The following is a 25,771-nucleotide window of genomic DNA, read 5'->3' as shown; positions in this document are numbered from 1 at the left end:
ACTTTGCCTTTATTTGCCCAAGCCCATTTTGCTCCGCGAACGGAAAGCTGCGCTACTAAGCGTAGGAAAGTCGCCATTGTATTTCACCTCCGGAAATGTGATGTTTGAGAACAGAGGTTACGACTGTGTTCTCTAGTCTGAATTAGACTTTAGACTCGATGTAACGAAGAATAGCTTCAAAGCGTACACTATTTTGAATCATATCCATTACTTTGCCTTTATTTGCCCAAGCCCATTTTGCTCCGCGAACGGAAAGCTGCGCTACTAAGCGTAGGAAAGTCGCCATTGTATTTCACCTCCGGAAATGTGATGTTTGAGAACAGAGGTTACGACTGTGTTCTCTAGTCTGAATTAGACTTTAGACTCGATGTAACGAAGAATAGCTTCAAAGCGTACACTATTTTGAATCATATCCATTACTTTGCCTTTATTTGCCCAAGCCCATTTTGCTCCACGAACGGAAAGTTGCGCTACTAAGCGTAGGAAAGTCGCCATTGTATTTCACCTCTATTCGTTTAATTGATAGATTGGAAATACGTCAATTTTTAATTTTGCAAATTCAGTTTGATGCTGAACCCTCAATTGATTGAATTCCTAATCTCATTTCTTTTTTCAAGCTACTTTTACGAATAAAAAACCTAGTTATATAGCGGTATGTAAAAATAACGCAACTAAAGTTTTTTCGTATATCTAACAAAAAATAGTTGAATCAAACTTTAGATTCGATATAACGAATAATCGCATCAATCCGTACACCGTTTTTGATCATACTCAATACGGTTTCTTTGTGTGTCCAAGCCCATTTTGCTGCTTTAGTAGTAAGTTGAGCTACGAGACGTAAAAAAATCGTCATTATCTTTCACCTCCTCTTCTTCTGTGTAAAATAATGGTATCATTGGATTTGAATAAAGTGTATTTCGCAAATTATGATAGCGAAAATCAGATGATTTAATATGAGGAGTTAAATTTGCGCAAGTTTTTAATAAAGGAGTCGAATATGGATATAGGAAAGTTACTAAAATTTCATAGGTTAGAAAGAAAGATGACTCAAGAGGAAGTTGCAGAGTCGATTGTATCGGTCTCTTATCTATCACGAATTGAAAATAATAAAACAACAGCTGACCAAGACACAATTGCTTTGCTTTTTAACCGGGTTGGAATTAACTTTAATGAATTGCAGTCTGAAGATAATACGATTCAGCAGTTATTAACAGCATGGGAGCAACCATTGTTACATAACCAAATAGATGAATGCAGAAAACTGTATGAACAACTCAATAAATTAATGAGTCCAATAACTAGGACAGAATTATTGATAGAGTTTCACGTTAAAAGAATCCGAGCGTGTATTATTCTAAAAAAAATAGACGAAGTTGAAGGCTCATTAAATTTCTTAAAGTACTTTTATGAAAAAATAAACGTTAGAAGTCGTTTTTATTACTATAAACATTTAGGGAACTATTATTCTGTTTTAAGAGAGAATGATCAAGCAAAAATTTACTTTGAGAAAGCCCTAACAGAGTACTCTGATAGAATTTTTCATGTACTAGAAAAAGCAGATCTTTATTATTTGTATTCATTGGTTTTAGATAGAGTCCAAGATGATTCACTTAGTCTTTCCTACGCAAATAAGTCATTGGATATTTTTCGTCAACACTATAAGCTTGAAAAATGTATGAGAATACATATACAAATAGGAATATCCACTAGTAAAATGGGTAATATTTCAATAGCAATAGAGGAATTTAAAAATGCAAGGTTATTAGCTTTAGAATATGAAGATAGTATCAACCTTGGAATTATTGAACACAATATTGCTAGTATGTACTTGATCAAGCGCGATAATCCAAAAGCGATTAAACACTTGTTAAAAGCACTCCAGTACAAAGATACACAAAGTATGAGCTACATTACTTCTCTAAACTTGTTGATTTATATTTATTATAGAGAGCAAGAACTAAATGAATGTCAGAGATTGTTAAGAGAAAATACGAAGTCTGTATTAAACTTACCCAAAATGAATATCGCCACTATGGAATTTTGGTTTTTGTATTATTTCATAGAAGAAGATGAAGAGAAGTGGGAAGTTTTCGCGAAGGAGAAGTTTTTTCCACAATTAAAAAAAATGAAACTAATAATCCAAATTCAAAGATATGCGAATTTACTAGGTGAGTATTACCAAGCAAAAGGTGCACATAAAAAAGCTAGCATTTGTTACAAATTGGTGATTGATAATAACTACATTTCTTTGTACTAACGATGTATTTTAAAAAATACATTATAAAAATTTAATTGTTAGATCAGTAATGAACAAAAACCCTGAATGTCAGACATTTATCAAATGTCTGACATTCAGGGTTTTTTTAGAATGTAAAGATATCAACATACCGTACCTAATCAATCTAGATAAGAGAAACATTCGTAACTGAATGTAACTTTAATCTAGCCCAAATCCAAAAACGTGAAGCAAATTTTCGTATAGACTCGTTATTAGATTGTATAGTCAAACTTAGATTAAGTTTTTGTTATACGTATAAAAAAACAGGGCATTAGATCTTCAAAATGGTGACGTAACGGTTTATATCTCGCCTTCATCAAGCGTAAGAATTGAGAGAACGATTTTCTCATTCCTGAAATATTTTGATTGGAAAAGCGATTACTAGTTCTTTTTGAAAAAATTACTAAGATTATTTGATAAACTATCATACGTAATTTTAGTTGTTAACCTAGTAAATGTTCTGTTCCTATAATAACGATGTAAAAATGATTCTAAGTGTGATGAAAATACTAAATATTTAAAGAAATGGATTGCGCTTAAGTTCCATACTCCTCACTCTGGCGCTTATAATTTTCGGCTATTAATGCAATATTATTTCGAATTTCAATGCCTCTTTCGAAGGGAAGGTTTGGAATATCATGTACTAATCCAATAGTTCCGATTTTTATAGTTACTAAATTGTATTTTTTGATGATAGGACCTTGATACGTGTCGACAAAATAAATTTTATCTATAGGAATTATAATGTGTGTTTTTTTAAATACGCCGCCATACTTCAGTTGAATGCAGCGATCATCGATCTCATATCTCCATGTTTTTTGTTTATATACAGGTAAAATAATAAGTTCGATGATTGCAGAAATACATGTAAATCCTATGAGAGCATACAAAGTGATTTCAATCCAACTATCCCAATTATAAAGACGATCTAAATAAACTAAAAAAACGAAAATAATTAAAGCGATTGTGGTGTTAATTAAATCAGAAATCCTCCAAACCTTTATTGCGTCGAGAGAAATTTTTTGTGTAGGTTCTTTGAGTTGATACAAGTTTAATCAGCCCTTCCATGCTTTAAGTTGAACGATAAATAAACCAAGCGCTAAATCTTGTTTATACTATATACTCTTCTATACCTAGGATTAACAAGATTTCTATAAAAAAAATTTTTACATAACATATTAGGACAATATTTTAAAAATCAAAATGTGGAACTTAATTATGTATAAAATAAATAAATCCGAGGAAAAGATCTTTCCTCGGTCAAAAACAATAGAGCTGTTAGATTAGATTTTAGATTCAACATATTTAAGAATAGCGGTGATACCAAGACCGTCTGAAATCATTTTCTGGACTTTAGATTTATTAGCTAAAATCCATCGTAAGGCATTTGTGCTAGCTCTCTTAGAAAGCTCGATCCAAAATGACATTGTTATAAACCTCCAAAAAATGTAATGAGTATAAGCTTGATTAATAAGTATTCTTAGTAAACTTTAGAAATGACGTATCGAACGAGATAAGTAAGAGAAGCTCCGTTTTTGATTAGTTTTAAGACTTCATCTTTATGGGAAACCACCCATAGACTTGCTCTGTAAGGAAGAGTTCTAACAAGCTCTAGAAAAGTTGCCATTGTGTCTGCCTCCGATTAATTAAATGTAATAGTAAATGACTTTGTCTTGACGATGAGTTTTTTTTATATTCGACGAAAAAAGAATTTGCGACTTATCCATTCCAAAAATAATCATCAATTAGCTTCTAGCTTTTATGTAGTTGATGATGTATTTAACGCTAAATCCTCGATTGATTAAATCCATAACCTTGCTCTGATTTTTCCAAGCCCATTCTACACCTTTAGTGCCCAGCTGTGAAATAATATCTAAGAACGATACCATTATTAAATCTCACCTCCTAACTCATTTTTAAATCTAATAAGTAAAGTAGTTAGTTAAATAAAACAGTCAGATGTGAAAACTAATCAACTACTTTGTAAAATAATGGTATCATCCTAAGGGCAAACTTTGTATTTCGCAAGTCAGACGAGATAAGATGGAATAGATTAACATTACAAAGTTAAATTTGCGCAAGTCTTAATAAGATGATTAAGAACTATAATAAGAGTAGATACAAAAGCTTAGTCAAAGTTAATAGTCTATAGAATCGGTGTTTGGAAAGTGTAGTTTAGTTATTCTTATCAGGATCTATGTATTTTGAACAACTAATAATTTAGTAATAATCTATTAGAAAACAATGAGCAGTATATTCTTTATTTCGAAACAAAAACGCGAAAAACGTTTAATGAAAAAGTTACGAATAAATAAATTCACAAAATATACACACATATATTGGGTTATTTACTAGTAAAATGGAAAACGTTACACATGTATTTTAGAATTGAAAATGAGATTGGTAGGGGATGCGAATAAAAAAAATAAATATCATGACATTACTGCAACATCTTTAATCAAACAAAAAAATGAAAAAGTAAATAAATAATTAAGTTTAATATCTAATTAAAAGGAGTAATAACATGAAAAAATTGATTATCGTAGCTGGAATTGGAGTTTCATTATTAGTTGGTAACGTAGGCAATGGAGATGAGCAAGCAAATACAGAGTTAAATAAAGAAATACAGATTAACGTGACAGTAGATGAAGCTAATTTAGATTTACATATCCAACCATTTTCTTTCGAACAGCCGGACGAAAATTAAAAATATATCCAGTTATAAATGAACATTAATTTTGAAATAAGAGAATAAATACAATATTATGTCTATATTGGTATAAAAAAGAAATGACACGTATCGATATAGAGCATATGAAGAAAGAAGGTAGTCATTTTGGCTACCTTCTTTTTGTATACTTACGGTGTAAAGATGAACATGAAGGACGCTCCTTTCAGATATTTGGAGGGAGTACCCTACGGTAAGACGGAATGTTGGTATATAGTGGAGGCGGAAGAGGGAGTAGAACTGATCATCGATCATACCGCAAGACAAGATCAGAAGATGAATTGTCGGATTAAATCGAAAATGTGGAGTGGAGTCGATTACTAACACGTCAAGCAGTTACGAAAGGAGATTTTATTTTCGTCCCGAGTGGAACGATAAATGCCATCGTAAAGGGCATCATGATCCTCGAAACGCATCCCCTCGTAGATTCTTTGAACCGGTTCACAGAGGAAAATCTCCCGATTGAATTGACTTGGAAGGACGTAGGGGGTCTATTCATGTAAGATACTCAATGCACGTGAGCAAGTCGTCTCCATGACACCGAGCCAAATCATCCTGTATGGATTGATGATGTCGACGGGAGCGACTTTCAAATCATTACAATCCCAGAAAATCTGAGCTACTCATTGAGCGATATGAAAGATAATGCTGAAAGAACGATTTAGAATCTTGAGACGTTCGCAGAGGAAGTCCGTGATTCTCTTTTCTATCAAGAAGTGCCACCACGGGATTTGGATGAGCACGAATCAGAGGTATGGGGTAAGCGCGACGAAATCATGAGGATGCTAGGACCAGTGCCGGCGTACATTTCTGCACTCAAGCTCGTCGAATCGATTGATTTCGCATCCAATCACGTCGAGACCCTGGGGTTATGGCAACGAGATAATGGTACGATATTGATTGCATGTTCATAACTACAATCGATGGAGTCTCTGGCCGGGACCTTGCTGCATGAACGAGCGCATGCCAGATGTTGACCGAGGATTTGAACTGGAGTTGAAGGATTATAGCAACCGAACAATTGAAACGACAGGAAGCGTTTTCTGTAGTTGACGAGACATCGACCTCGAACGATATCAATCCTAAGAGTGCTGCAGAGAGGCGCGATGCGCTAAACTTCTTCAGACGATTATTCGGAGGAAAGTAAGTGAGGAGTCTGAAGAAGGTTTCGATGTCGAAATGTATACAGTAGTTTATCCTGCCGACTAATCGATAGGAGTTTCGATACCTGGTCGCTCTTCATCAACAGATGTCCAACCCCAGCAATTGAGTGAACCATGAATGAACAAGGTACGAAAATAGATTGAGGTACATTTGACGCCTCGAATCCTCTACGAGACTTCGAGGTATCGTATTGAGGGGATGAGGGGATGATTCCAGGAAATGATGCCTCAACATCAGGCATGGGATGGATTTCATGACCGAGCATTCAAAGTCTTCAACCGAAGTGGCTGATAGATTGACAAAAGCGTATACACACCCCATCCATCAAGAAGATGACTCTTGATGATTGGAGTGTTTTTTTGGTTCCATAATGTAAGAACATACCGTCGAGAAATCATCTATTGTGAAAGTGACGTCCATTAAGAATAATATCATTACATAATTTTATTGGTATTTAATCGACGTACATATAACTAACAACCCTATAAATCATTATCGTTTTTCTCTATTTCATACTTAGGTCAATATACCTAACAGTATTGTAAGAAAGGAATAATTGATAGATTGATTGTTGTATAAAGAGAGCTCAGATATTCTCTAAATACAATGAAATGAGGAGACGGAATTGAAAAAAAGGGCTTTACAAAAGTGGACAAAGACGTTGGTGGCCAGCTCGTTGCTCGTGAGCTCCCTCCCCCTTCACATCAAGGATGTGAAGGCAGAAGAAAAATCAGGAACTAAAGTAAATGATAGCTTCGAAAGTTCTCCCGCCTACAAGCTCGACCCAGAAGAGAAGGTCGGCGAGACAATCAATACCCCTTTCATGGAATCCGAGAAAAAGGGGGAAGGCGATTATCGACTAACCATCTACAATGATGAACAATTCCTCAAGCGCGACGGTTCTTGGAAGGATGTCGACCTTCGACTAGCGGAAACTCAAGGACAGACAATCGAGCCGAAGAACTCAAAAATCGATGTACGATTCGACGACAGGATTTCCTCGCGAGTTCCTTTCATGTCGGTCGAAGGAAGCGATGGCGATGCCATCGATTTCCGATTCGAGGGTACTCAGACGAAGGACGGTCTCCAGAAAATCGAGGAGCGCATGGCGGACACGAACGATAATCACATCATCTACAAGGATGTCCATCCCGGAGTGGACGTCCGTCATGTCGTGATGAACGAGGAAGTCAAAGAAGACATCATATTGAATCAGAAGAACATGGATATCGAGAAATTCATCTACCGAATCCATACGAAGCTCGATGTCGGGCTTGATGGGGCTGGGAACATCCTCTTCAAAGATCCGAGGGATGGTGAAGTGAAGTACACGATGCCGGCACCCGTCATGAGTGATAGCTCGTTCGATGCGCGTTCTGGATTATCGAGGGAGAGCCGCGATATCCGTTATGAGCTGGTCAAGGGAGAGGATGGCTTCACCCTCGAATTGATTCCAAGTAAGGAATGGCTCTCGGATGAGGATACGAAGTATCCGGTGTATATCGATCCTACGCTCAGCCGTGGTGCTGCACAAGATGCTTTCGTGACGAGCGCAGATCCGAAGGGGAACTATAATAAGTTCTGGAGTTCCGCACAGGGAGAATACGTCCTACGGATAGGTAAGTATGACGGCCAGACGGGGACGAACTATGCCTTCATGAAGATGGATGGACTTTCTGACATCAAAGGGGCGACCATCACATCAGCGAGCCTGAAGACCTACGTCAAGTGGAGCTATCATCCGACGACGAAGACCGGCATCTGGTTGGATAGAGTCAATTCGAAATGGTCGGAATCGAGCATCAACTGGGAGAACAAGCCGACGTCGACCAACATCACCTCGACTAAGGTGGCACGGGCGCAATGGGCCACGTTCAACGTGAAGGATGCGATCCAACAGATTGCCGATGGGGAGATGGATGACTACGGATTCAAGCTGCACGCGAACGGCAACGACGAGAATTATTGGAAACAACTTACAGCAAGCGAGTCCGGCAAGAAATCGAATGTCGTCATCTCATATAGCTATCCTCAGATGAAAGGATTGAAGGCAGAGCCGTTCCCGACTGCAGCGGGCGCGTCGACCGGCTACATCAATCTATCTTGGGGGAAGGCGAAGGAAGCGACGAACTACCGGTTGCAGCTCTTCAACGGGAAAGGGTGGCGTACCATCTATAAAGGGACGGCGACTAGCTTCAGCACAAAGAACAAGAAGCTCTGGCCGACGACGAATCAGTACAAGGACAAAGATTCTCTGACGGGAGGGATTGCCTTCAGGGAAGGCGATGGGATGGAGCTCCCGCTCGATCCATCACCGATGTATCGAGCGAGCAACAACTCGAACACGACCACGAAAGCCTATCAGTTCCGTGTCGTCGCAGACTACGAACTAGGGTCGAGTGAGCCGTCGACGACCGCGAAGCCGGTCCTCGATGGCATCATCCCCGAGAATCCTGAGACTCCTCAACTCGAGGGCATACATTCGAATCAGAAAGACGATAAGGGATGGGTCGAACTAGAATGGGATGAGGTCGAAGGAGCTACATCTTACGATCTTCTGTTCTACAACGGTGATAAGTACGAACGTCTTCCAGTAGGGAATGAGACGAGCTGGTCGAGTAAAGGGAAGCGAGTGTTCCCAACCGATGAGCAACTCAATAGTGCATCCTCGGGCAATCTGTTCAGGAAAAATGGAGATGGACGTGATTTCTTAAGTGATCCGCGCGCACTCTATAGCGCCACTGGGATCAAACACGAGAATACGACGAACTATTACGTCAAGCTAATCGCTAAATCGGACAAAGGGGAGAGCCTACCGTCCTCTGCTCTTAAATTTTGGTTCCCTACAAAGTCACCTGTCACGAATGGTCGCGGGTTTGCATATAAAGGTGCAGACGCATCACGGGGTTATTTGACGGCCGCTTGGAGTCCTGTAAAAGATGCATCGGGCTATCTCATCCTTATAGACAATGGAATCACCAAACAAATCGTGCAGCAACTCTCAGCAGACGCAAACTATTGGAGTAGTCGTGACATCGGACTTTATCCAACGACTACGACAGATGCTAGTTTCCGGACGGACTTCGAAGGTCTCGAGTTATTGCGTGACGCTGGGAAGTTATATTCACTCTCTGACTCGAACAGGGCAGACGAATCTTCCTATCATGTATACGTCCAATCTTTTAGAGGTGAGGATACTGAGAAAAAGGAATTATCCTCAAGTAGGTATTTGGGGAAAAGTGATATCGAATCAGAAGACTCCAGCTTGACCCTAGATATGAGCGATTTCGATAACGAACCTGTTGAGGTGGCTAGTAGTCTTAATCCTATGGAGGAACCGATACTTGAAGTCATCGAACGAGATGGCGACGAGGAGAAAGTCGACCTCGCAAGTGACCTTTCTGTCTCATGGAAACCCGTACCGAAGGCACTTAAATACCAGGTGATGATTTACAACGGACATGATTATACGTATTTTGATGTACCAGGTGATTTAAACAGTTGGACGACGCTTGATAGGAACATATATCCGACATCGGAGCAAATAAAAAATGGCGACTTTTCATATAGAGTGAACGAGGATGGACAGGCGATTCCTCCATCTCCTGAAACTCTATATGCTGCGGTGAGAAAGCATTATAATGAACCTGCATCCAGTAGTGATAGTTATCAGGTCCGGCTATCGGCCATTTTGGAAGAAGGGGCTACTCCTCCTTCAAAAATCTCAAGCATATCGATACCTTTAGAAGAACCTGAAGTATGGATTGAGAATGATGTGGTGCATCCGGATGGACACAGAGAAGTCGAGATGAGATGGAGAAAATCTCAGGATACTACTTCTGAGCTATTAGTTTTCAATGGACAGAAGTACATCTCTTATGGCTTAGGGAATTCGACAATCTGGAATTCAGATCAAGCTAAGATTTATCAGAATGAGGATAAGCTCTCTCTCCAGATGAACGGTCCTGCCAGTACGTCACTTCCACAGAACATGGATAAAATATATCAATTGAATGGTTTGTCGAAAGAACAAATTGACGAATTACCTGAGTATCAATTCATGGTCCGCACTACGGACGCTAAAGGACGTACGAGTGAACGAGAAATTGAACTTGAACGTCCATGGAACGAACAGGAATATGATGTAAATGAAGAAGATGATGAATCAAGTACGATTGAAGATGACTTTGAATTCGAGTTGTACAACAATGAATTATTTTTGGATAACCCAGTAGAACGGGCGACCGCTCAGAGAGCGGGAGCAATCAAGACTTTGGTCCGTGTCACTGTTTCGCTATTCAAAAGTAAAAAGAAAGTTGTTGTAAAAAAGAAACGTAAAGGAAAGAGAAGCCTGACGGCAAGCATCAAATTTGATCCTAAAAATGCTGGTGGAAAAGTGGCTATTGAAGATGCGGGACGTTATTTGATGCACAAAGATTTCGCCTTAGGAAAAAAATCATTGGGACAACCAGCTATTCTGACTCCCGAAAGATTTTCGCACATCCTTAGAAGACATCATATTGGAGTTTGGGATGGGAGTTTTGGACCGAATAATCTTCAGACATTTTTCCCAAATGGTACTTCATACGGTCAAATTATGAATATAATGAATGACGTAATGAAGCATCCGAAAGTAAAAGACAAATTGACGAAAAAGAAAATAAAAAATATGAGGACTGGTTATCGTATTTCTCCGACCGTAGAAATTAATGGTATATCTTATAAAATTGGAATCCACATGGATATGAACAGAAAATTAATCGTTGATCAGTTTTATCCGAAACACCAATTATGGAGGTTTTAAACGATGAGCACTATCAAATTAAAAATTGATTCGATAGAACTGAAATTTAAGTCTACAGATGGAACCATTCAATCAATCGAAAGTTTTTCTGCACAATTCGAGAGAGGTTTTTATCTGGTTGAACATCCTGAAAAGTTTAAAGACATCAAAATAGAGATGTATATAAATTCGAATTTAGGAAATCATACATGTGGTTTTGGTTTTAATCAAAAGGATGTTGAATGGGGCCATTATTTAGTAGATAAACTTGTTCAAAAATGGACGATTATTTGGGAGTGGTTTTATCAGGCTTGGATTGATTCAAAAATCAGTTTGGATGAAGAACAGTCAGAAATAAACCATGACAACCTAGATTGGGTGTTAGATTTTGATGATAAAAATTCGTTCTCTAAAATTAGAGATGAAAAATTGTATTACGACCATGATTTGAAAGCTTTGATTGATTTAGAATATTCTTTACCAGCGATACGTAAAGTCATTAGTCAAGTAGATTTATATGCAAGGAAAAATGATGTAAAGAATGATTAATATATATAGACCGATGTATTTATCGTGAACTTACGATGGATACATCGTATTTTAATTTATCTTATCTCAACTATTTTTATCGGTAGTGACTAACTCTATTATAAAAAAGATAAGGCTTTGACAGTCGAATAACTGATTGAAGTACTGGAAGTGAGGAAGTATTGAACATCACTAGTGATGTTGAGCCGTATACAACTTCATTTCATGAAGCGGTTCAGTTGTGTACTCTGCGTCATAATTATAGTTCTATGGCTTTCTATCCATTCAATCAATTTATAAAAAGTTGTATACATTATATTCATTCAGCATAAAAGAAGAGGTTCACTTGTTCACTCGTATTTATTTTCTGAATTCCTTGTATATATGGCACGCCGATTTCTAATCTTAAGAAAAATCTACAATTAAGGAAAAAGATTGTATACGTTTCGATGTCGAAATGTATACAATCTTTTTTTGTTCTCTGATTCATTATGAACTAATACATTCAATCTCGAACATCACTTACGATTGAGTAGCCAATGAGTGCGATGTTCGAGACATTCTTTGACATGATCAGAATCAGCCGAGATGGGCAGCACCGATGACCCCCGCATGACCCTCCAATGTCGCGAGACGTACATCGATGCTCGGACGAAGAGCAGGATAGACGAGCTCGCGGACTCGGCAGATCAACTCTTCCCAGAACAAATCTGCAGATCCTGTGACTCCCCCTCCTATGATGATGACCTCGGGGTCGATCGTGTGGATGATGTTCGCGAGCCCTGTCGCCAAGTGGTTGATGAATCGGGTTCGTTCTGAGGGTACGGTGAGCAGCATCTCGATGGACGAGGCTTCCTGCTCCATGGCACGTGATTGGAGTGCGGTGCCGCTCGCCAACCCCTCGAGGGATCCGACGTTGAGAACCGGATGGACGGGCCCGGATGAATCGATGATGGTGTTGCCAATCTCTCCCGCATACCCATTGGCCCCGCGAATGAGCTTCTTCTCATGGACATAGCCACCCCCAATCCCGGTGCTGACCGTCACATAATAGACGGAAGAGGATGTCTGTCCGGCTCCGAACAACGCCTCGCCGAGCGCCGCTGCATTCGCGTCGTTCTCGAGACAGGTCGGGAGCTCGAATCGGGAGGCGATTGGGGTGACGAGGTCGACGTCGTCCCAGCCAGGCAGATTCGGTGGGGATAACAGGTGTCCGGTCCTCGCGTCGAGTGGACCAGGCGCGGCGATGCCGATGTTCGTCAGATGGAACTCTTCCGAGAAGTATCGGATGGCATGTTCGATGTGCGAGATGGTCTGCCCAGGGTCGGCGACCGGATTAGTCGGGAAGGACAACTGCTTGATGACCTTCTCCTGATCGACGACGGCGACGCGTGTCTGCGTACCGCCGAGATCGACACCGATCCGGAATGGCTTTATCGTCTTAGGAGCAGGTCCGGTGACCAACATGAGACCGTCCCCGGAGACGACATGCTCGCTGTCAGCAGGGAGGAGTGCGGTCGCCCCGACCGATAACACAACGTCGTCCAATTCGATGGTCCCCTCGACGACGGTGATGATACGGAACGTCGGACTCGGGTCTAGTGCATGGGTCTGACGGATGGTCCATTCCTCGACGAAGAAATCAGGATTCCGCGTCAACCGTCTTCTGGATGGGGACAACGGGACGGAAGGCTCTAAGTAACGATAGTGAGGGAACCGTATCACGCGGCGGGCCTGTTCGATGTGAAGTGTACGCAGAGTGCCGGTGACTGAATTGAGACGATCATAGTCATGCAGACGATAGGTCGTGTCCGAGTTCTGTTGGATTTCGAGGACGACACATCCTTCCGTCAGGGCATGGACGGTCCCCGCCGGTACATAGAGGAAATCACCCTTCGATACCGGTACGTGATGCAATGACTGCAACAACGTCCCCTGAAGGACAGCCTCGTCGAACTCTTCCGGGGAGGACAAGGAATGACCGTGGATGAGGGAGGCGTCCTCCGGACAATCGATGATGTACCAACATTCGTTCTTTCCGTAAGGTTGTTGCTCATAACGTCTGGCATCGGCGTCGTTCGGATGGACCTGGACGGATAGGTCCGTCGAGGCATCAATCCACTTCAACAGGAGCGGGAAATCAGAATCCGTCTCCATGCCGAAGATTTCAGGGTGGTTTGACCACAACTCTTCCAAATCGAGACCGACGAACGGTCCGGATTCGACGCGCGTAGTCCCGTTCGGATGACTCGCGAGTGTCCAGACCTCGCCTGTTCGACTTGCGTCAGGGATGGGAAAACCATACTCGCGAAGTCGCTGTCCACCCCATATCCGTTCCTTGACGATCGGTTCGAAATAAATCGCTTCCTGCATGCTAACTCCTCCTTCATCCTATTTTCAATTACAACTCTACACTTTTATAAAATAAAAATAAACAAATTAAATATCAAGTATAGACATGAAAAGAAAAGCGCGTATAATCATATTTGTAAGCGATTACAAAAAAGGAGGAGATTTTAGGTGAAGAAAATCATGTTGGCGTGTAGTTCAGGGATGTCGACGAGCATCCTGGTGTCGAAGATGCAGGAACATGCGAAGGGCATCGGAGAAGAAGCGAAGATTTGGGCGGTCGGACAGGACCAGGCAATGAAGGAGATGGATGGCGCCGACGTCATATTGATCGGACCACAGATGCGGTTCCTTCTCTCGAAGTTCCAGCAGGCGACGGACAAGCCCGTCGAGGTGATCGACATGATGGCGTATGGCATGGCGGACGGAAAAGCGGCCTATGAACAAGCCGTGAAGTTGATGGGGTGAACGACATGCAGACGAACGAACAGACAATCGAGCAAGTCGCATTCATGATGATCCTACACAGCGGGAATGCCAGAAGTACGATTCGTGAGGCGATCGAAGCCTATAAGGAAGGGACGTTCGAGGAGTTCGAGCGGTTGCTGTCGGATGCACGCGCTCAACTACAAGAAGCACATCAGGTCCATTTCGGGCAGGTCCAGAAGGAAGCGAGCGGTGAACCGACGACGCTATCCTTGTTGTTGCTACACGCGGAGGACCATCTGATGTCGACGCAGACGATGCTGGATCTGACGGCTGGGCTCATCGAGCTCATGGAACATAAGTTCTCTAAAAAATGATAAGGAGTGTTTGAGATGACAGAGAATAGTAAGTGGTTCGACCTGTTGAGCCGTTTCCTGATGCCGATGGCGGCATTCTTGAACAACAGTCGCTACCTGCAGACGTTACGTGACGCATTCATGCTTGCCTTCCCGATTACGATGTTCGGTTCCTTGATTGTCGTCGTCGCCAACCTACCGTTCCTCGACAAGTTCATGTCCCCTGGCGTGCTCGACGCCTTCAAGACGTCGCTCGGGAATGCACCATCCGCGACGATGGGCATCATGTCATTGTTCGTCGTGTTCGGTATCGGCTATTATCTATCGAAGAGTTATGAGGTCGAAGCCGTATTCGGTGGTGTCATCGCCCTCGTCTCGTTCCTATTACTTACTCCGTTCTTCGTCTCGGTCGAAAACGTCACGGATCCGGTGGGTAACGTCATCCCGCTCGACCGACTCGGCGCGAAGGGCATGTTCCTCGCCATGATCACAGGATTCCTGGCAGGAGAGATCTATCGCTTCATCGTCCAGAAGAACTGGACAATCAAGATGCCGGCTGGTGTACCGACCGCGGTCGCCAAATCGTTCTCGGCACTCGTGCCGGCATTACTTACGCTCACCGTCTTCCTCGGGATCAACATCGCAGTCACTTCACTTTTGGACACGAACCTACATGACCTCATCTTCAATCTCGTCCAGAAACCACTCGTCAACCTAGGGAACGGTCTCGTCCCGACATTGATCGCCATCTTCTTCGTCCAATTGTTCTGGTTTTTCGGTCTCCATGGACAGGTCATCGTCAACTCGGTGATGGACCCGATTTGGAACACGCTGTCCCTCGAGAACCTGAACGCCTATACCGCGAACGGGGAAATCCCGAACATCATCAGCAAGCAGTTCATCGAAATCTACACCGTCGGGATCGGGGGATCCGGTTCGACGTTGGCGGTGGTCGTCGCCATCCTGTTGTTCATGCGCTCGAAGCAACTGAAGCAGATTGGGAAACTATCGATCGGGCCAGGCGTCTTCAACGTCAACGAACCGATGATTTTCGGGCTCCCGATCGTCATGAACCCGTTGATCATGATTCCATGGATCGTCGCACCATTGATCACGGTGACCGTGACATACTTCGCCATGTCGACGGGCGTCGTCCCGCCTCCGACCGGCGTAGCCGTGCCGTGGACCGTCCCGATGTTCATCAGCGGCATGATGGCGACCAACTCCCTCGCCGGAGGTCTGTTACAGCTCGTCAACTTCGCCATCATCATGGCGGTATGGTTCCCGTTCCTCGTCTTCATCGATCGACTGAACCTGAAGAAGGAACGCGAGGAGGCGAACGCCACGCAGGAGAAGAAGGAACAAATCGGCTGAACGACGTCGGTTGAGTGAAAAACAACTATAGATAGGATGTGCATAGGATGAATCAGACAGAGAACACGACCGTGCAGGAAAAGAAGTATACCTTCCCGACCGACTTCTGGTGGGGGACGGCCGCATCCGCGACGCAGATGGAAGGCGCTGCGTATGAGGGAGGAAAAGGACCGAACATCTGGGACTACTGGTACGAGCAGGAGCCGAATCGTTTCTTCGATGGCGTCGGTGCGACGGTGGCGTCCGACTTCTATCACCAGTACGAAGAGGACATCGCCCTTATGAAGGAACTCGGGCACAACTCGTTCCGGATGTCGATCTCCTGGTCCCGTCTGTTCCCGACCGGGGAAGGGGAGGTCAACCCGCTCGCCGTCGACTTCTACAATCGCGTGATCGACGAGCTGATCCAGTCCGGCATCGAGCCCTTCGTCAACCTGTACCACTTCGACATGCCGCTCGCGTTGCAGCATCAAGGTGGCTGGGAGAGCCGGGACGTCGTCGCACGTTACGTCGACTATGCCAAGGTCTGCTTCGAGCTGTTCGGGGACCGCGTGACGAAATGGTTCACGCACAACGAACCGATCGTCCCGGTCGAGGGAGGCTATCTGTACGACTTCCATTATCCGAACGTGGTGGATTTCAGGCGCGCCGTCCAGGTCGCCTATCATTCAATCTTGTCGAGTGCCCTTGCCATCGAGGCGTATAAGGAGTCGGGCCAGGCTGGTAAGATTGGCATCATCCTCAACCTGACGCCGTCTTATCCGAGAAGCCGGAACGAGGCGGACCTTCATGCCGCTCATCTGGCGGACATCCTGTTCAACCGTTCCTTCCTGGACCCGTCCGTCCTCGGGACATTCCCGTCAGAGTTGATAGACCTGTTGAAGGAACAGGATGCGCTTCCTCTGATGGAGGAACTGGATCGACAGAAGATCGCGACCCACACGGTCGATTTGCTCGGTATCAACTACTATCAGCCGAGACGGATCAAGGTGAAGGAACACCTCCCGAACCCAAAGGCGCCGTTCATGCCGGAGCACCTGTTCGATTACTATGAGATGCCAGGGCGGAAGATGAACCGTCATCGTGGCTGGGAGATCTATGAGAAGGGCGTCTATGACATCCTGACGAACCTTCGTGAGAACTACGGGAACATCGAGTGCTTCATCTCGGAGAACGGGATGGGGGTCGAAGGGGAGGAACGCTATCGCGACGCGGACGGCAGCATCCAGGACGATTACCGGATCGACTTCATCGCGGAGCACCTAAAGTGGGTGAATCTGGCCATGGAGGAAGGTTCGAACGTCAAGGGCTACCACCTCTGGACCTTCATGGACAACTGGTCTTGGAGTAACGCCTATAAAAACCGATACGGCTTCGTCGGCGTAGACCTTACGAGTCAGGAACGGACAGTCAAGAAGAGTGGCCACTGGTTCAAGCGCGTGATCGAAGAGAAGGGGTTCGTGAGATGACGAAGGATGATCAGGGTATATCTAGCCCTGGTCATCCTTTTTTGTTATATTATATGTATATGTCTATACATGGGGTGTAATCATGTCTATTAAAAAGAAACCAAAGTATGAGAAAATCGCAGATGAATTGCGCGGACGAATCCTTAACGGAGGTTATGATGTCGAGGAAGCGATGCCGGACGAAATTCAACTCGCGGAGGAGTTCGCGGTCAGCCGGATGACGATGAAGCGGGCCCTCGAAATCCTGGTGTCGGAAGGCATCATCTATCGTCAGCGAGGACAGGGGACCTTCATCCTGCCTTCGAGCTTCTCACAGGGGAGAATCAACGTGTTGAACAAAGAGTCCCAAGGGTTGACGAAGCTTCTTGGCGAGCGGACCGTCAGGAGTGAGGTCCTCCAGTTCGAGGTACGCTTTCCAGATGCGGAGGTCGCACGTCACTTAATGATTGAGAAGACCGATCCCGTCTATGAGATTCGGCGCGTCCGTTATGTCGATGACGAACCTTACGTGATCGAGCATACGTTCATGCCTTCCTCGTTGATTACTGGTGTGACGAAGGAGGTCCTCGATAGTTCGATTTATCGATACATCCAGGAAGAACTCGGTTACACGATCACGAGCTCACACAAGATGATTCGGGCGGATAAACCGAACCAGTGGGACCGTGATTATCTTGGGAATGAGGAGACCGATCCAATTATCGAGGTCGAGCAAGTCGTCTTCCTCGGGAACGGAAAGCCGTTCGAGTACTCGTTCTCGAGGCACCGTTACAATAAGTTCGTCTTTACTTCCGTTCACATCGGTCGATGAATGACGTTGGGGCAAGTGAATGATTACTTCTCGGTTTAATCAAATGAAGAATACTATTAAATAATTCGTGGTTTTAAATCAAAAAGGCGTATACATATTGCGACATCGTAATGTATACGTCTTTCTCTATACTCTTAAAAACTATTTTTACGAATATAATCGAGGATAACTAGATAGATGAAGAGAGATATGACTTGAATGAAGTTAATCTGAAGAGTATTGAGAGAGAAGGCTTATTCATGCGGTTGTTAGAAGAAAATTGAGTTAAGTTTTTTAACACGATATTACTATTTTGATTGGTTGGGTGAAATTATTTTTTTAATTTTTTATGATAACTATGGTCAAATATTATGTATTAAGCAGATGATTACATCTGAAAGGCTAATTGATAAAGAAGTTGGATGCATTATCATCTCTACGTCTTTAAAGATGGCAATAAAATGACAGATAAAGTATTAAAGACGGTATACTATTTCAAATCCGTATTGTATTTAGACCTACTTAAAAAATAGCCATAAAGAGAGCTCTCGATCATCGAGAGCTCTCTTTATCTTGATGTTTTAAAATTAAAATCTATACCGAGAAAACGGACATGTTGTAAGTGTGAGAGCTCTGATTCGACGAAGGTTATGATTTAAGCATCGTGCAATCCAGCTGATGTAAATACAACTTGGTAGTAAGGAATATAACAAACGAGAAACCGAACAATAAATAGAGTGGTGATTGATATGCCAATATACACAATGTCGTGAGTAAAAGAAACGAAAACAATAAAACATATCCATAACGTATTGAGCTAAAAAGAGCTAACTTGAGAGCATCCTTTTTTTTCAGCTCATAATGCGAGAGGATTGGAAATAAAAAAACGGAAATAGCTAAAAAGAACAAGCTGACAATTGAGAGACCTGTAAATAAGAAAGTCTGTCCCGTTTCTAGGTGACGAATGATAAAAAAATCAATAAGTAAGAACAGTAAGGTAAAGGTCCACAAAATGCCGAACTTTAAATGGTACTGCAACGCTTCTTTGAAAAAATGAATGTAGGATCGAAAAACACTGTAATCTCGATGTACTGACCATTGTCTCGTGACGGCGGTTAAGGCATACAGAGCTGGGAAAATCGTGATGACTGGTAAAAGGGTGATGAAAAAAATGAAATTCAACTGCACAAGTCCAGTAGTGAATTCAAGAAGTTGAAATAGCTTGTTTTGTTCATGCTTTAAGTTCATAAGTACCTCCTCCGAAGTTCTCCTCAAAAAATTAACCAGATTTAGATTCGAGACGATTAAATGGTGCTGTTGAGTTACGAATAATTAATTCCGGTTCATAAATGTGAGAGGGAGGGGCTTCTTTTTTCTCCACCGCTGCGATGATCCGTTCTGCTGCCGCGCGTCCGAGTTCTTGCTTGGGATGGATGATCGAAGTCAACTTCACTTCCGTTGCTACTGCAAGGACGGAATCATCATAACCTACAAGAGAGATATCTTGCGGAACAGATAGACGTAGCTTCCGTAACTGATCCAACACGTTTAGCGCCGATTGATCATTGTAGCAAACCGCAGCACTTGGCCGATGCTCTTCACTCTCGAAGAAGAGTCCAATCGAATCATAGAAACTTGAAACTAACTCTTCCGTTGTATAGGTGATGATCAATTCTGGTTCTAAAGGGATGTTGTACTCACGAAACGCACGAAGAAATCCACGCATGCGATAAACTCCCTGTAAATCATCCGTTTTAAACAAGCCCATGATACGTTCATGACCAAGATTGATGAGATGTTCTGCTGCTAAAAATCCACCTCTTTCGTCATCCATCATGAGATGAGGAGGCATCAATTGGGAGTAATACTGGTTAATCATCAAGTAGGGGATGTTTTGTTGCTCAAGTTCTAGATAATATTTGATGTTCGGATTATGATTACTACTTTTGGTTGGTTCAACAATTAATCCGTCAACTTGACGATCTAACATCATTTCGAGGCATTGACGCTCTTTCTCTACATCATTGTCTGTACACGAAAGTGTCAAAGTATATCCTTTCGAAGCTAAATGAGATTCGATTCCTCGAATGATGGATGGAAAGATGTAATCAGACATATAGGTTGTAATCACACCGATATTCTTGCCGTTATTAGAGCGCTCGATTACCTCAGCTTCTGGTTTAGGAAGTACGTGGGAGCAGTAAGTTCCTGAACCTTGTTCGCGGTACAAATAGCCTTCATTCACAAGCTCTCCAACTGCTTGGCGAATCGTGTGCCGACTAACTTGGAAAGATTGTACAAGTTCACTTTCAGGAGGAATTTTTTCACCAGGACGTACTATGCCATCCTTAATCCAATCAAGTATATGATCCTTCACGATGCTATATTTTGTCCGTTGTGCCATGAGGCGTCCCTGCTTTCTCTCTTGTATCAGCAAACTTATCCGTACAAGATATGATAGTACTTACATATTAGCAAAGATTTGTCCGGTTTGCTATGAATATAAGAGAAAATCAATCGATAAATCAATTAAATGTACGTACAAAAAAGAAATAAATGACAAAAATCAAATTGACATGTCCGAATGTGTGTAATAGACTCAAATTGTGCAGAAAACGCTTTCATTGTTCATTTGACTTGTTCTTATTATCTTTCATATAGCGTTGTGTGGGCTTCGCTATAAAATAATATCGTGTTTGCTTAAATAAATATGTACGTACATCTTAATTCCGCTTTGACACTGAAAATTAAAGCACTGGAGGAATTCACAATGAACCTTAAAACAAAGAAGATGTTTGCGCTAACCATGACTGCCTTGATGACAACATCAATAGCATTAGCTGGTTGTTCAGGAGATGGTAAAAGTGCGGATGGAAAAGTCGAACTCACATTCATGTTTCGTGGAAATCCTGAAGAACTAAAAGCGTACAAAGCAACAGTAAAACGATTTGAAGAAGCCAATAAAGACGTTAAAGTGACAATGGTACAAACAGCTCCGGATCAATATGATACAAAATTAAAATCTGCTATCGCAGGACGTAAAGTACCAGATGTCTTCTTCTACAATCCGGCTCAAGTCAAAGCTTACGTGAACTCGGGCGTACTATTAGATATTACAAAGAATGTAGAAGGATCGAAGGACATCCAGTTAGAGGATATCTGGAAAAAAGGTGTTGATAAATACCGGTATGATGGAAAGGTACTTGGCAAAGGCGCTATTTACGGTCTTCCAAAAGATTTAGGACCATTTGCGCTCGGCTATAATAAGACGATGTTCGAAAAAGCAAAGGTACCACTTCCGGATAAAGACAAACCATACACGTGGGATGAATTCATTCAGGTAGCCAAGAAGTTAACAAAGGATACGAATGGTGATGGGAAAATGGATCAGTATGGCACAGGGTTTAATGTGAACTGGGCATTACAACCCTTCGTTTGGAGTAACGGGGCAGACTGGATCAATGAAGAGGGAACAAAGGTAACGATTGACGATCCAAAATTCATCGAAGCTCTCCAGTTCTTTGTAGACCAGCAGTTAAAGCATAAAGTAACTCCATCTATTGGAGAGTCACAAACACTCGATACGTATCAACGGTGGATGAAAGGGCAACTGGCATTCTTCCCTGTCGGTCCTTGGGATATGGCAGCTTTTAAAGATCAGTTAAAGTTCGAATATGACCTTCTTCCATGGCCAGCAGGATCAACAGGGAAAGCAGCTGGTTGGGTTGGATCACTCGGAATTGGTGTAGGGTCAACGACGCAACATAAAAAAGAAGCGACAGAATTAGCCATGTACTTATCTGCCAATCAAGAAGGACAACAGGCTTTGGTAGATGCACAAGTACAATTACCGAACAGCATGAAAATCGCTAAAAATTGGGTAGAAGACACATCCATTAAACCTGCTAATAAACAGGAGTTCCTTGATTTGATCAATGATTACGGACGCGGTATGCCAGCAGAAAAAACATACACTGCTGAATGGTATGACGAGTTCTTCAAAAACATCCAGCCTGTCCTCGATGGAAAAACATCAGTGGAAGACTATGTGAAAAAAGAGCAACCAAAAATGCAAAAGTTGCTAGATGATGCCATCGCTCAAGAGAAACAGGCGAACTAACTAGAGATAATGAGTCGGGTGGCGTAAGTCGCCACCTGGAACTCTAGTGTAGAAAGGATGGAAGACAATGAAGACAAAACCGATTTCCAAGTTATATCGTACGGAGCAACGATATGCTTACCTATTCGTTGCGGCTCCGGTAATTGGGTTCTTTCTGTTTGCTTTAATTCCGTTAATGTATTCCTTCTATGGTGCGTTCACGAACTGGAATGGACTTGGACAAATGAAGTTTATTGGTCTCGAAAATTTCATTAATGTGTTCCAAGACGAGTATTTCTATAAAGCCATGTACAACACGCTGTTCATGATGATTGGGATTCCCATTGGTATCGTATTAGCGTTATTACTTGCCCTCGCGTTGAATCGAGGAATTTTTGGTACAAATACGTTCCGCGTTATCTATTACATTCCCGTCATTTCTTCCATCGCCGCTGTCTCGATTTTGTGGCAGTGGGCATATAACGGTGATTATGGTTTGGTAAATCAGTTCTTAGACTTAATCGGTATTGATGGTCCAAACTGGCTCCAAAATGCTAATACCGTCAAGCCGGCGTTGATCGTCATGGCAATTTGGAAAGGTCTTGGCTATACGATGCTCTTGTATTTAGCGGCCTTGCAGAGTGTCCCGCGTTCCTATTATGAAGCAGCGAAATTAGATGGTGCGAATGCCTGGCACTGTTTTTGGTATATTACACTCCCTATGGTTAAACCGGTCACCTTCTTCATCATCGTGACAAATATTATTGGTGGTGCGCAAATCTTTACGGAAATCAACGTTATGACACCGACAGGGGGACCGGAGTATTCATCTGCTTCTGCCGTCTTCTACATTTGGCAAAAATCCTTTGGAAACTTCCAGCTAGGCTATGCTTCGGCAATGGCACTCGTTCTCGGTCTTTTCATTTTCATCGTTACCTTGTTCCAATTCCGTATGAACGAAAAATCATCATTCGATTTGGATTAAGAAACTAATATCTTAGAAAGGAGAATAACCATGCAGTTAGCCCTTACACGAAAAAAAGAAAATGTAGAGACGATGTCCGTAAAGAAAAAAGACCGGATCACGGATATCTTTGTCTTTATCTTTCTGACAATGGGTGCCATCGTCATGATCGCTCCCTTATTGTGGATGGTGTCCACCTCTTTGAAATCGAAAGATGAAGTGTTTTCACTTCCACCGGTCTGGATTCCTAGCGACATATCGTTCAATAAGTATTTGGAGATTTGGAATATGGGTCCGCTCTTGTCTGGCATATCAAACAGTCTGATCGTCGCCCTATCTGTCACGATCGTTGGAACATTCACCTCGAGTCTCGCGGCATTCGCGTTCGCTAAGTTGAATTTTAGGGGCAAAAATAAAATCTTCCTTCTCTTGTTCGCGTCTGTCATGATTCCGTATCCTGTCCTGATGATTCCACAGTTTATGATGTTCTCAGAAATCGGATGGGTGGATACACTTCTTCCGTTGATTGTACCTGGTTTGTTCGGAAATATTTTCATGATTTTCTTCTTACGTCAGTTCTTGAACAGTATTCCGAATTCTATCATCGAAGCAGCAAAAATTGACGGGTGCTCCTATTTTCAAATTTTTTATAAAATCGTCTTCCCGTTGATTAAGCCCGCCGTAGCCGCACAATTGATTCTATGGTTCATGGCGATTTGGAATGATTATCTCGGTCCGATTCTTTATCTCAACTCTCCGGAAAAACAAACCCTACAATTGGTCATCGCTAATTTTAATGCATCCTATGCCATCCAAAGTGATTATCCATTAATTATGGCGGCATCTGTTGTCGCATTATTACCGATGTTGATCGTCTTCATGATTTTTCAAAAGCAAATCATCGAATCGATTGCTATTTCTGGTGTTAAAGGGTGAGGTATAACGAAAATGGAAACGCCCGTCTTGAGTAAAGGCGGGTGTTTTTAATTAAAGGAGGAAAAATTCGTATGAAAAAAATATTAATAGGATTCATCGTGTTGTTCATCGCAGGCTGCTCTTTCTTTTGGTGGTCCACGAGGGCATCTCTCCAGGATTTGAATTTACCGAAAGCGCCTTTTGATAAGAAAGCGGCTGATGTCAGACCAAATATTTTGAATCAAGAAAAGAAGTGGACGACAAACTTTACGCATGATGGGGCAATCATAAAGGAAGGTGATACCTACTATGTGTTCTCGACAGATTATATGGTAGGAGGTCCACCGACACCGGGCATCCAGGTTCGGAAATCAAAAGATCTCATTAATTGGCAATTCACAGGTCGTGTATTTGATGAAGTCTCTCAAGAAGCGTTCAAATGGACGGGAGGAAATACATTTTGGGCGCCCTCGATTACAAAAATCAAGGATACATTTTACCTCTACTATTCTGTCTCAAAAGTCGGCAGTCGTACCTCGTACATTGGAATGGCGAGTGCTTCTAATATTGAGGGACCATGGCACGATCAGGGAGTCGTCATCGCTTCAAAAGAAGGGGATGGAAAAACGGTTAATGCGATTGATCCTCACGTGCTAAAAGACCAAACAGGAAAATGGTGGATGACGTATGGATCCTATTTTGGTGGTATCTTCTTAACGGAAATCAATCCGAATACGGGGAAATTGATGAAGAAGTCGTCAGAAGGTAAGTTACTTGCTAAGCGAAAAGATATGACGATGGGAATAGAAGGTCCAGAAATTCTTTACAACGCAAAAACAGGTTATTACTACTTGATGGTTTCATATGGTTGGTTAGAAGATTCGTATAACGTAAGAATCGGGCGATCAAAATCGATCGATGGACCCTATGTTGATTCTCGTGGGCGTGATTTACGGGATACTTCAGATGAATCATTTGATACTGGCTTAAAAATTGTTGGCTCCTACCGTTTTGGAGGAGACGACGGTTACGTGGGGACCGGTCATTCTGCATTTTTACAGGATGGAAAAGATACTTTTATTATCCATCAAGCTCGCCCAAGAGAAGATATCTATTGGTCGCAATTGCAGGTCCGAAAAGTGTATTGGACAAAAGATGGGTGGCCAGTGGTTTCGCCTGAACGATACGCAGGTGAAAAGAATATCAGTGTTCAAAAAGACCAGATCGTTGGAGAATGGGAAACCATTATTTTTCCGCGATTTGATGATGGTCAGCAACAATCAAGAAAGCTGAAGTTGCAAAAAGACGGCACCCTTTTTGATGAGGAAGGTTCGTGGCAATTAAAGGGGAACATCCTTAGTCTACGCATTAGGCAAGAAAGGTATGAGTTACAGGTCGGTGCAGCGTGGGATTGGGAAAATTGGAAATCCACGATCATCATGACAGGTCTTAGTGAGGACGGAACAGCAATTTGGACAAAAAAACGTTAAATCAATTATTTGTACGGACAAATAACTATATTGAAGGAGATTAAAAGTTTAATAAATA

General features: G+C 42.5%; 24 protein-coding genes. 14 read left to right on the top strand and 10 right to left on the bottom strand.

Annotation, left to right across the window (positions count from 1 at the left end; all coding sequences use genetic code 11):
- The 4 genes from KNQ09_RS16615 to KNQ09_RS16600 form a co-directional block, all read right to left on the bottom strand.
- Window positions 1-77 (bottom strand): aureocin A53 family class IId bacteriocin (locus tag KNQ09_RS16615; RefSeq protein ID WP_214859113.1); only part of this gene is annotated, 77 nt, incomplete at its 3' end.
- 65 nt (window positions 78-142) lie between these two features.
- On the bottom strand, window positions 143-286 hold the full coding sequence (locus KNQ09_RS16610; RefSeq protein ID WP_214859105.1) for an aureocin A53 family class IId bacteriocin: 144 nt from the start codon (window positions 284-286) through the stop codon (window positions 143-145).
- Between the two features lie 65 nt (window positions 287-351).
- A complete protein-coding gene (locus tag KNQ09_RS16605) occupies window positions 352-495 on the bottom strand; it encodes an aureocin A53 family class IId bacteriocin (protein WP_214859105.1) in 144 nt (47 codons plus the stop codon).
- A 214-nt stretch (window positions 496-709) separates the two neighbouring features.
- Window positions 710-853, bottom strand: coding sequence for an aureocin A53 family class IId bacteriocin (locus KNQ09_RS16600; protein WP_214859104.1), 144 nt, complete (start codon window positions 851-853; stop codon window positions 710-712).
- 144 nt (window positions 854-997) lie between these two features.
- Here KNQ09_RS16600 and KNQ09_RS16595 point away from each other — a divergent pair, with 144 nt between their 5' ends.
- Window positions 998-2,257, top strand: a complete 1,260-nt coding sequence (locus KNQ09_RS16595; RefSeq protein ID WP_214859103.1) for a helix-turn-helix domain-containing protein — start codon at window positions 998-1,000, stop codon at window positions 2,255-2,257.
- A 557-nt stretch (window positions 2,258-2,814) separates the two neighbouring features.
- Here the strand turns inward: KNQ09_RS16595 and KNQ09_RS16590 are convergent.
- From KNQ09_RS16590 to KNQ09_RS17640, 3 genes are all read right to left on the bottom strand, one after another.
- A complete protein-coding gene (locus KNQ09_RS16590; protein WP_214859102.1) occupies window positions 2,815-3,327 on the bottom strand; it encodes a PH domain-containing protein in 513 nt (170 codons plus the stop codon).
- 431 nt (window positions 3,328-3,758) lie between these two features.
- Complete coding sequence (locus tag KNQ09_RS17645; RefSeq protein ID WP_214859101.1) at window positions 3,759-3,905, bottom strand: aureocin A53 family class IId bacteriocin; 147 nt, start codon at window positions 3,903-3,905, stop codon at window positions 3,759-3,761.
- Window positions 3,906-4,023: 118 nt separating this feature from the next.
- A complete protein-coding gene (locus KNQ09_RS17640; protein WP_214859100.1) occupies window positions 4,024-4,167 on the bottom strand; it encodes an aureocin A53 family class IId bacteriocin in 144 nt (47 codons plus the stop codon).
- 635 nt (window positions 4,168-4,802) lie between these two features.
- Between KNQ09_RS17640 and KNQ09_RS16575 the strand changes: the two genes are divergently transcribed.
- The 4 genes from KNQ09_RS16575 (at window position 4,803) to KNQ09_RS16565 (ending at window position 11,502) form a co-directional block, all read left to right on the top strand.
- Window positions 4,803-4,985, top strand: a complete 183-nt coding sequence (locus KNQ09_RS16575) for a hypothetical protein (RefSeq protein ID WP_214859099.1) — start codon at window positions 4,803-4,805, stop codon at window positions 4,983-4,985.
- Window positions 4,986-5,788: 803 nt separating this feature from the next.
- Window positions 5,789-5,920: a hypothetical protein gene (locus tag KNQ09_RS17570; protein WP_285801442.1), complete on the top strand. Its 132-nt coding sequence runs from the start codon at window positions 5,789-5,791 to the stop codon at window positions 5,918-5,920.
- Window positions 5,921-6,834: 914 nt separating this feature from the next.
- Window positions 6,835-10,974: a DNRLRE domain-containing protein gene (locus KNQ09_RS16570; protein ID WP_214859098.1), complete on the top strand. Its 4,140-nt coding sequence runs from the start codon at window positions 6,835-6,837 to the stop codon at window positions 10,972-10,974.
- 3 nt (window positions 10,975-10,977) lie between these two features.
- Window positions 10,978-11,502, top strand: coding sequence for a hypothetical protein (locus KNQ09_RS16565; protein WP_214859097.1), 525 nt, complete (start codon window positions 10,978-10,980; stop codon window positions 11,500-11,502).
- 558 nt (window positions 11,503-12,060) lie between these two features.
- On the opposite strand, the gene KNQ09_RS16560 is transcribed toward KNQ09_RS16565, so the two are convergent.
- Complete coding sequence (locus KNQ09_RS16560; protein WP_214859096.1) at window positions 12,061-13,854, bottom strand: type I phosphomannose isomerase catalytic subunit; 1,794 nt, start codon at window positions 13,852-13,854, stop codon at window positions 12,061-12,063.
- A 147-nt stretch (window positions 13,855-14,001) separates the two neighbouring features.
- Here KNQ09_RS16560 and KNQ09_RS16555 point away from each other — a divergent pair, with 147 nt between their 5' ends.
- From KNQ09_RS16555 to KNQ09_RS16535, 5 genes are all read left to right on the top strand, one after another.
- On the top strand, window positions 14,002-14,298 hold the full coding sequence (locus tag KNQ09_RS16555) for a PTS sugar transporter subunit IIB (RefSeq protein ID WP_029343448.1): 297 nt from the start codon (window positions 14,002-14,004) through the stop codon (window positions 14,296-14,298).
- Between the two features lie 5 nt (window positions 14,299-14,303).
- Window positions 14,304-14,633 (top strand): PTS sugar transporter subunit IIA, encoded by a 330-nt coding sequence (locus tag KNQ09_RS16550; RefSeq protein ID WP_029343447.1) that lies wholly within the window; start codon window positions 14,304-14,306, stop codon window positions 14,631-14,633.
- A 15-nt stretch (window positions 14,634-14,648) separates the two neighbouring features.
- The gene (gene celB, locus KNQ09_RS16545) at window positions 14,649-15,986 is read left to right on the top strand and encodes a PTS cellobiose transporter subunit IIC (RefSeq protein WP_214859095.1); all 1,338 of its coding nucleotides are present in this window, start codon (window positions 14,649-14,651) and stop codon (window positions 15,984-15,986) included.
- Between the two features lie 47 nt (window positions 15,987-16,033).
- Entirely contained in the window at window positions 16,034-17,455 is a 1,422-nt protein-coding gene (locus KNQ09_RS16540) for a glycoside hydrolase family 1 protein (protein WP_214859094.1), read from the top strand.
- 82 nt (window positions 17,456-17,537) lie between these two features.
- Window positions 17,538-18,266, top strand: a complete 729-nt coding sequence (locus tag KNQ09_RS16535; RefSeq protein ID WP_214859093.1) for a GntR family transcriptional regulator — start codon at window positions 17,538-17,540, stop codon at window positions 18,264-18,266.
- Between the two features lie 627 nt (window positions 18,267-18,893).
- Here the strand turns inward: KNQ09_RS16535 and KNQ09_RS17635 are convergent.
- Window positions 18,894-19,493 carry a DUF624 domain-containing protein gene (locus tag KNQ09_RS17635; RefSeq protein WP_214859092.1) on the bottom strand — a complete coding sequence of 200 codons (600 nt, stop codon included), beginning with the start codon at window positions 19,491-19,493 and terminating at the stop codon, window positions 18,894-18,896.
- Window positions 19,494-19,524: 31 nt separating this feature from the next.
- A complete protein-coding gene (locus tag KNQ09_RS16525) occupies window positions 19,525-20,649 on the bottom strand; it encodes a GntR family transcriptional regulator (RefSeq protein WP_214859091.1) in 1,125 nt (374 codons plus the stop codon).
- A 366-nt stretch (window positions 20,650-21,015) separates the two neighbouring features.
- Between KNQ09_RS16525 and KNQ09_RS16520 the strand changes: the two genes are divergently transcribed.
- From KNQ09_RS16520 to KNQ09_RS16505, 4 genes are all read left to right on the top strand, one after another.
- Window positions 21,016-22,365: an ABC transporter substrate-binding protein gene (locus KNQ09_RS16520; RefSeq protein WP_214859090.1), complete on the top strand. Its 1,350-nt coding sequence runs from the start codon at window positions 21,016-21,018 to the stop codon at window positions 22,363-22,365.
- Between the two features lie 67 nt (window positions 22,366-22,432).
- A complete protein-coding gene (locus KNQ09_RS16515) occupies window positions 22,433-23,329 on the top strand; it encodes a carbohydrate ABC transporter permease (RefSeq protein WP_214804756.1) in 897 nt (298 codons plus the stop codon).
- 72 nt (window positions 23,330-23,401) lie between these two features.
- Window positions 23,402-24,244: a carbohydrate ABC transporter permease gene (locus tag KNQ09_RS16510; protein WP_214859112.1), complete on the top strand. Its 843-nt coding sequence runs from the start codon at window positions 23,402-23,404 to the stop codon at window positions 24,242-24,244.
- Between the two features lie 71 nt (window positions 24,245-24,315).
- A complete protein-coding gene (locus KNQ09_RS16505; protein WP_214859089.1) occupies window positions 24,316-25,713 on the top strand; it encodes an arabinan endo-1,5-alpha-L-arabinosidase in 1,398 nt (465 codons plus the stop codon).
- Window positions 25,714-25,771 lie beyond the last annotated feature (58 nt).

The sequence above is a fragment of the Exiguobacterium sp. s191 genome (assembly GCF_018618955.1).
Taxonomy (GTDB): Bacteria; Bacillota; Bacilli; order Exiguobacteriales; family Exiguobacteriaceae; genus Exiguobacterium_A; species Exiguobacterium_A abrahamii.
Note: the sequence above shows the minus strand (reverse complement) of the source record. Positions and strands in the feature narration are given on the sequence as shown.

Excerpts from the sequence above, each read along its gene's own strand:
- KNQ09_RS16610 (WP_214859105.1), bottom strand. The coding sequence starts at position 286 with ATGGCGACTTTCCTACGCTTAGTAGCGCAGCTTTCCGTTCGCGGAGCA.
- KNQ09_RS16605 (WP_214859105.1), bottom strand. The coding sequence starts at position 495 with ATGGCGACTTTCCTACGCTTAGTAGCGCAACTTTCCGTTCGTGGAGCA.
- KNQ09_RS16600 (WP_214859104.1), bottom strand. The coding sequence starts at position 853 with ATGACGATTTTTTTACGTCTCGTAGCTCAACTTACTACTAAAGCAGCA.
- KNQ09_RS16595 (WP_214859103.1), top strand. The coding sequence starts at position 998 with ATGGATATAGGAAAGTTACTAAAATTTCATAGGTTAGAAAGAAAGATG.
- KNQ09_RS17645 (WP_214859101.1), bottom strand. The coding sequence starts at position 3,905 with ATGGCAACTTTTCTAGAGCTTGTTAGAACTCTTCCTTACAGAGCAAGT.
- KNQ09_RS17640 (WP_214859100.1), bottom strand. The coding sequence starts at position 4,167 with ATGGTATCGTTCTTAGATATTATTTCACAGCTGGGCACTAAAGGTGTA.
- KNQ09_RS16575 (WP_214859099.1), top strand. The coding sequence starts at position 4,803 with ATGAAAAAATTGATTATCGTAGCTGGAATTGGAGTTTCATTATTAGTT.
- KNQ09_RS17570 (WP_285801442.1), top strand. The coding sequence starts at position 5,789 with ATGCTAGGACCAGTGCCGGCGTACATTTCTGCACTCAAGCTCGTCGAA.
- KNQ09_RS16565 (WP_214859097.1), top strand. The coding sequence starts at position 10,978 with ATGAGCACTATCAAATTAAAAATTGATTCGATAGAACTGAAATTTAAG.
- KNQ09_RS16560 (WP_214859096.1), bottom strand. The coding sequence starts at position 13,854 with ATGCAGGAAGCGATTTATTTCGAACCGATCGTCAAGGAACGGATATGG.
- KNQ09_RS16550 (WP_029343447.1), top strand. The coding sequence starts at position 14,304 with ATGCAGACGAACGAACAGACAATCGAGCAAGTCGCATTCATGATGATC.
- celB (WP_214859095.1), top strand. The coding sequence starts at position 14,649 with ATGACAGAGAATAGTAAGTGGTTCGACCTGTTGAGCCGTTTCCTGATG.
- KNQ09_RS16540 (WP_214859094.1), top strand. The coding sequence starts at position 16,034 with ATGAATCAGACAGAGAACACGACCGTGCAGGAAAAGAAGTATACCTTC.
- KNQ09_RS16535 (WP_214859093.1), top strand. The coding sequence starts at position 17,538 with ATGTCTATTAAAAAGAAACCAAAGTATGAGAAAATCGCAGATGAATTG.
- KNQ09_RS17635 (WP_214859092.1), bottom strand. The coding sequence starts at position 19,493 with ATGAACTTAAAGCATGAACAAAACAAGCTATTTCAACTTCTTGAATTC.
- KNQ09_RS16525 (WP_214859091.1), bottom strand. The coding sequence starts at position 20,649 with ATGGCACAACGGACAAAATATAGCATCGTGAAGGATCATATACTTGAT.
- KNQ09_RS16520 (WP_214859090.1), top strand. The coding sequence starts at position 21,016 with ATGAACCTTAAAACAAAGAAGATGTTTGCGCTAACCATGACTGCCTTG.
- KNQ09_RS16515 (WP_214804756.1), top strand. The coding sequence starts at position 22,433 with ATGAAGACAAAACCGATTTCCAAGTTATATCGTACGGAGCAACGATAT.
- KNQ09_RS16510 (WP_214859112.1), top strand. The coding sequence starts at position 23,402 with ATGTCCGTAAAGAAAAAAGACCGGATCACGGATATCTTTGTCTTTATC.
- KNQ09_RS16505 (WP_214859089.1), top strand. The coding sequence starts at position 24,316 with ATGAAAAAAATATTAATAGGATTCATCGTGTTGTTCATCGCAGGCTGC.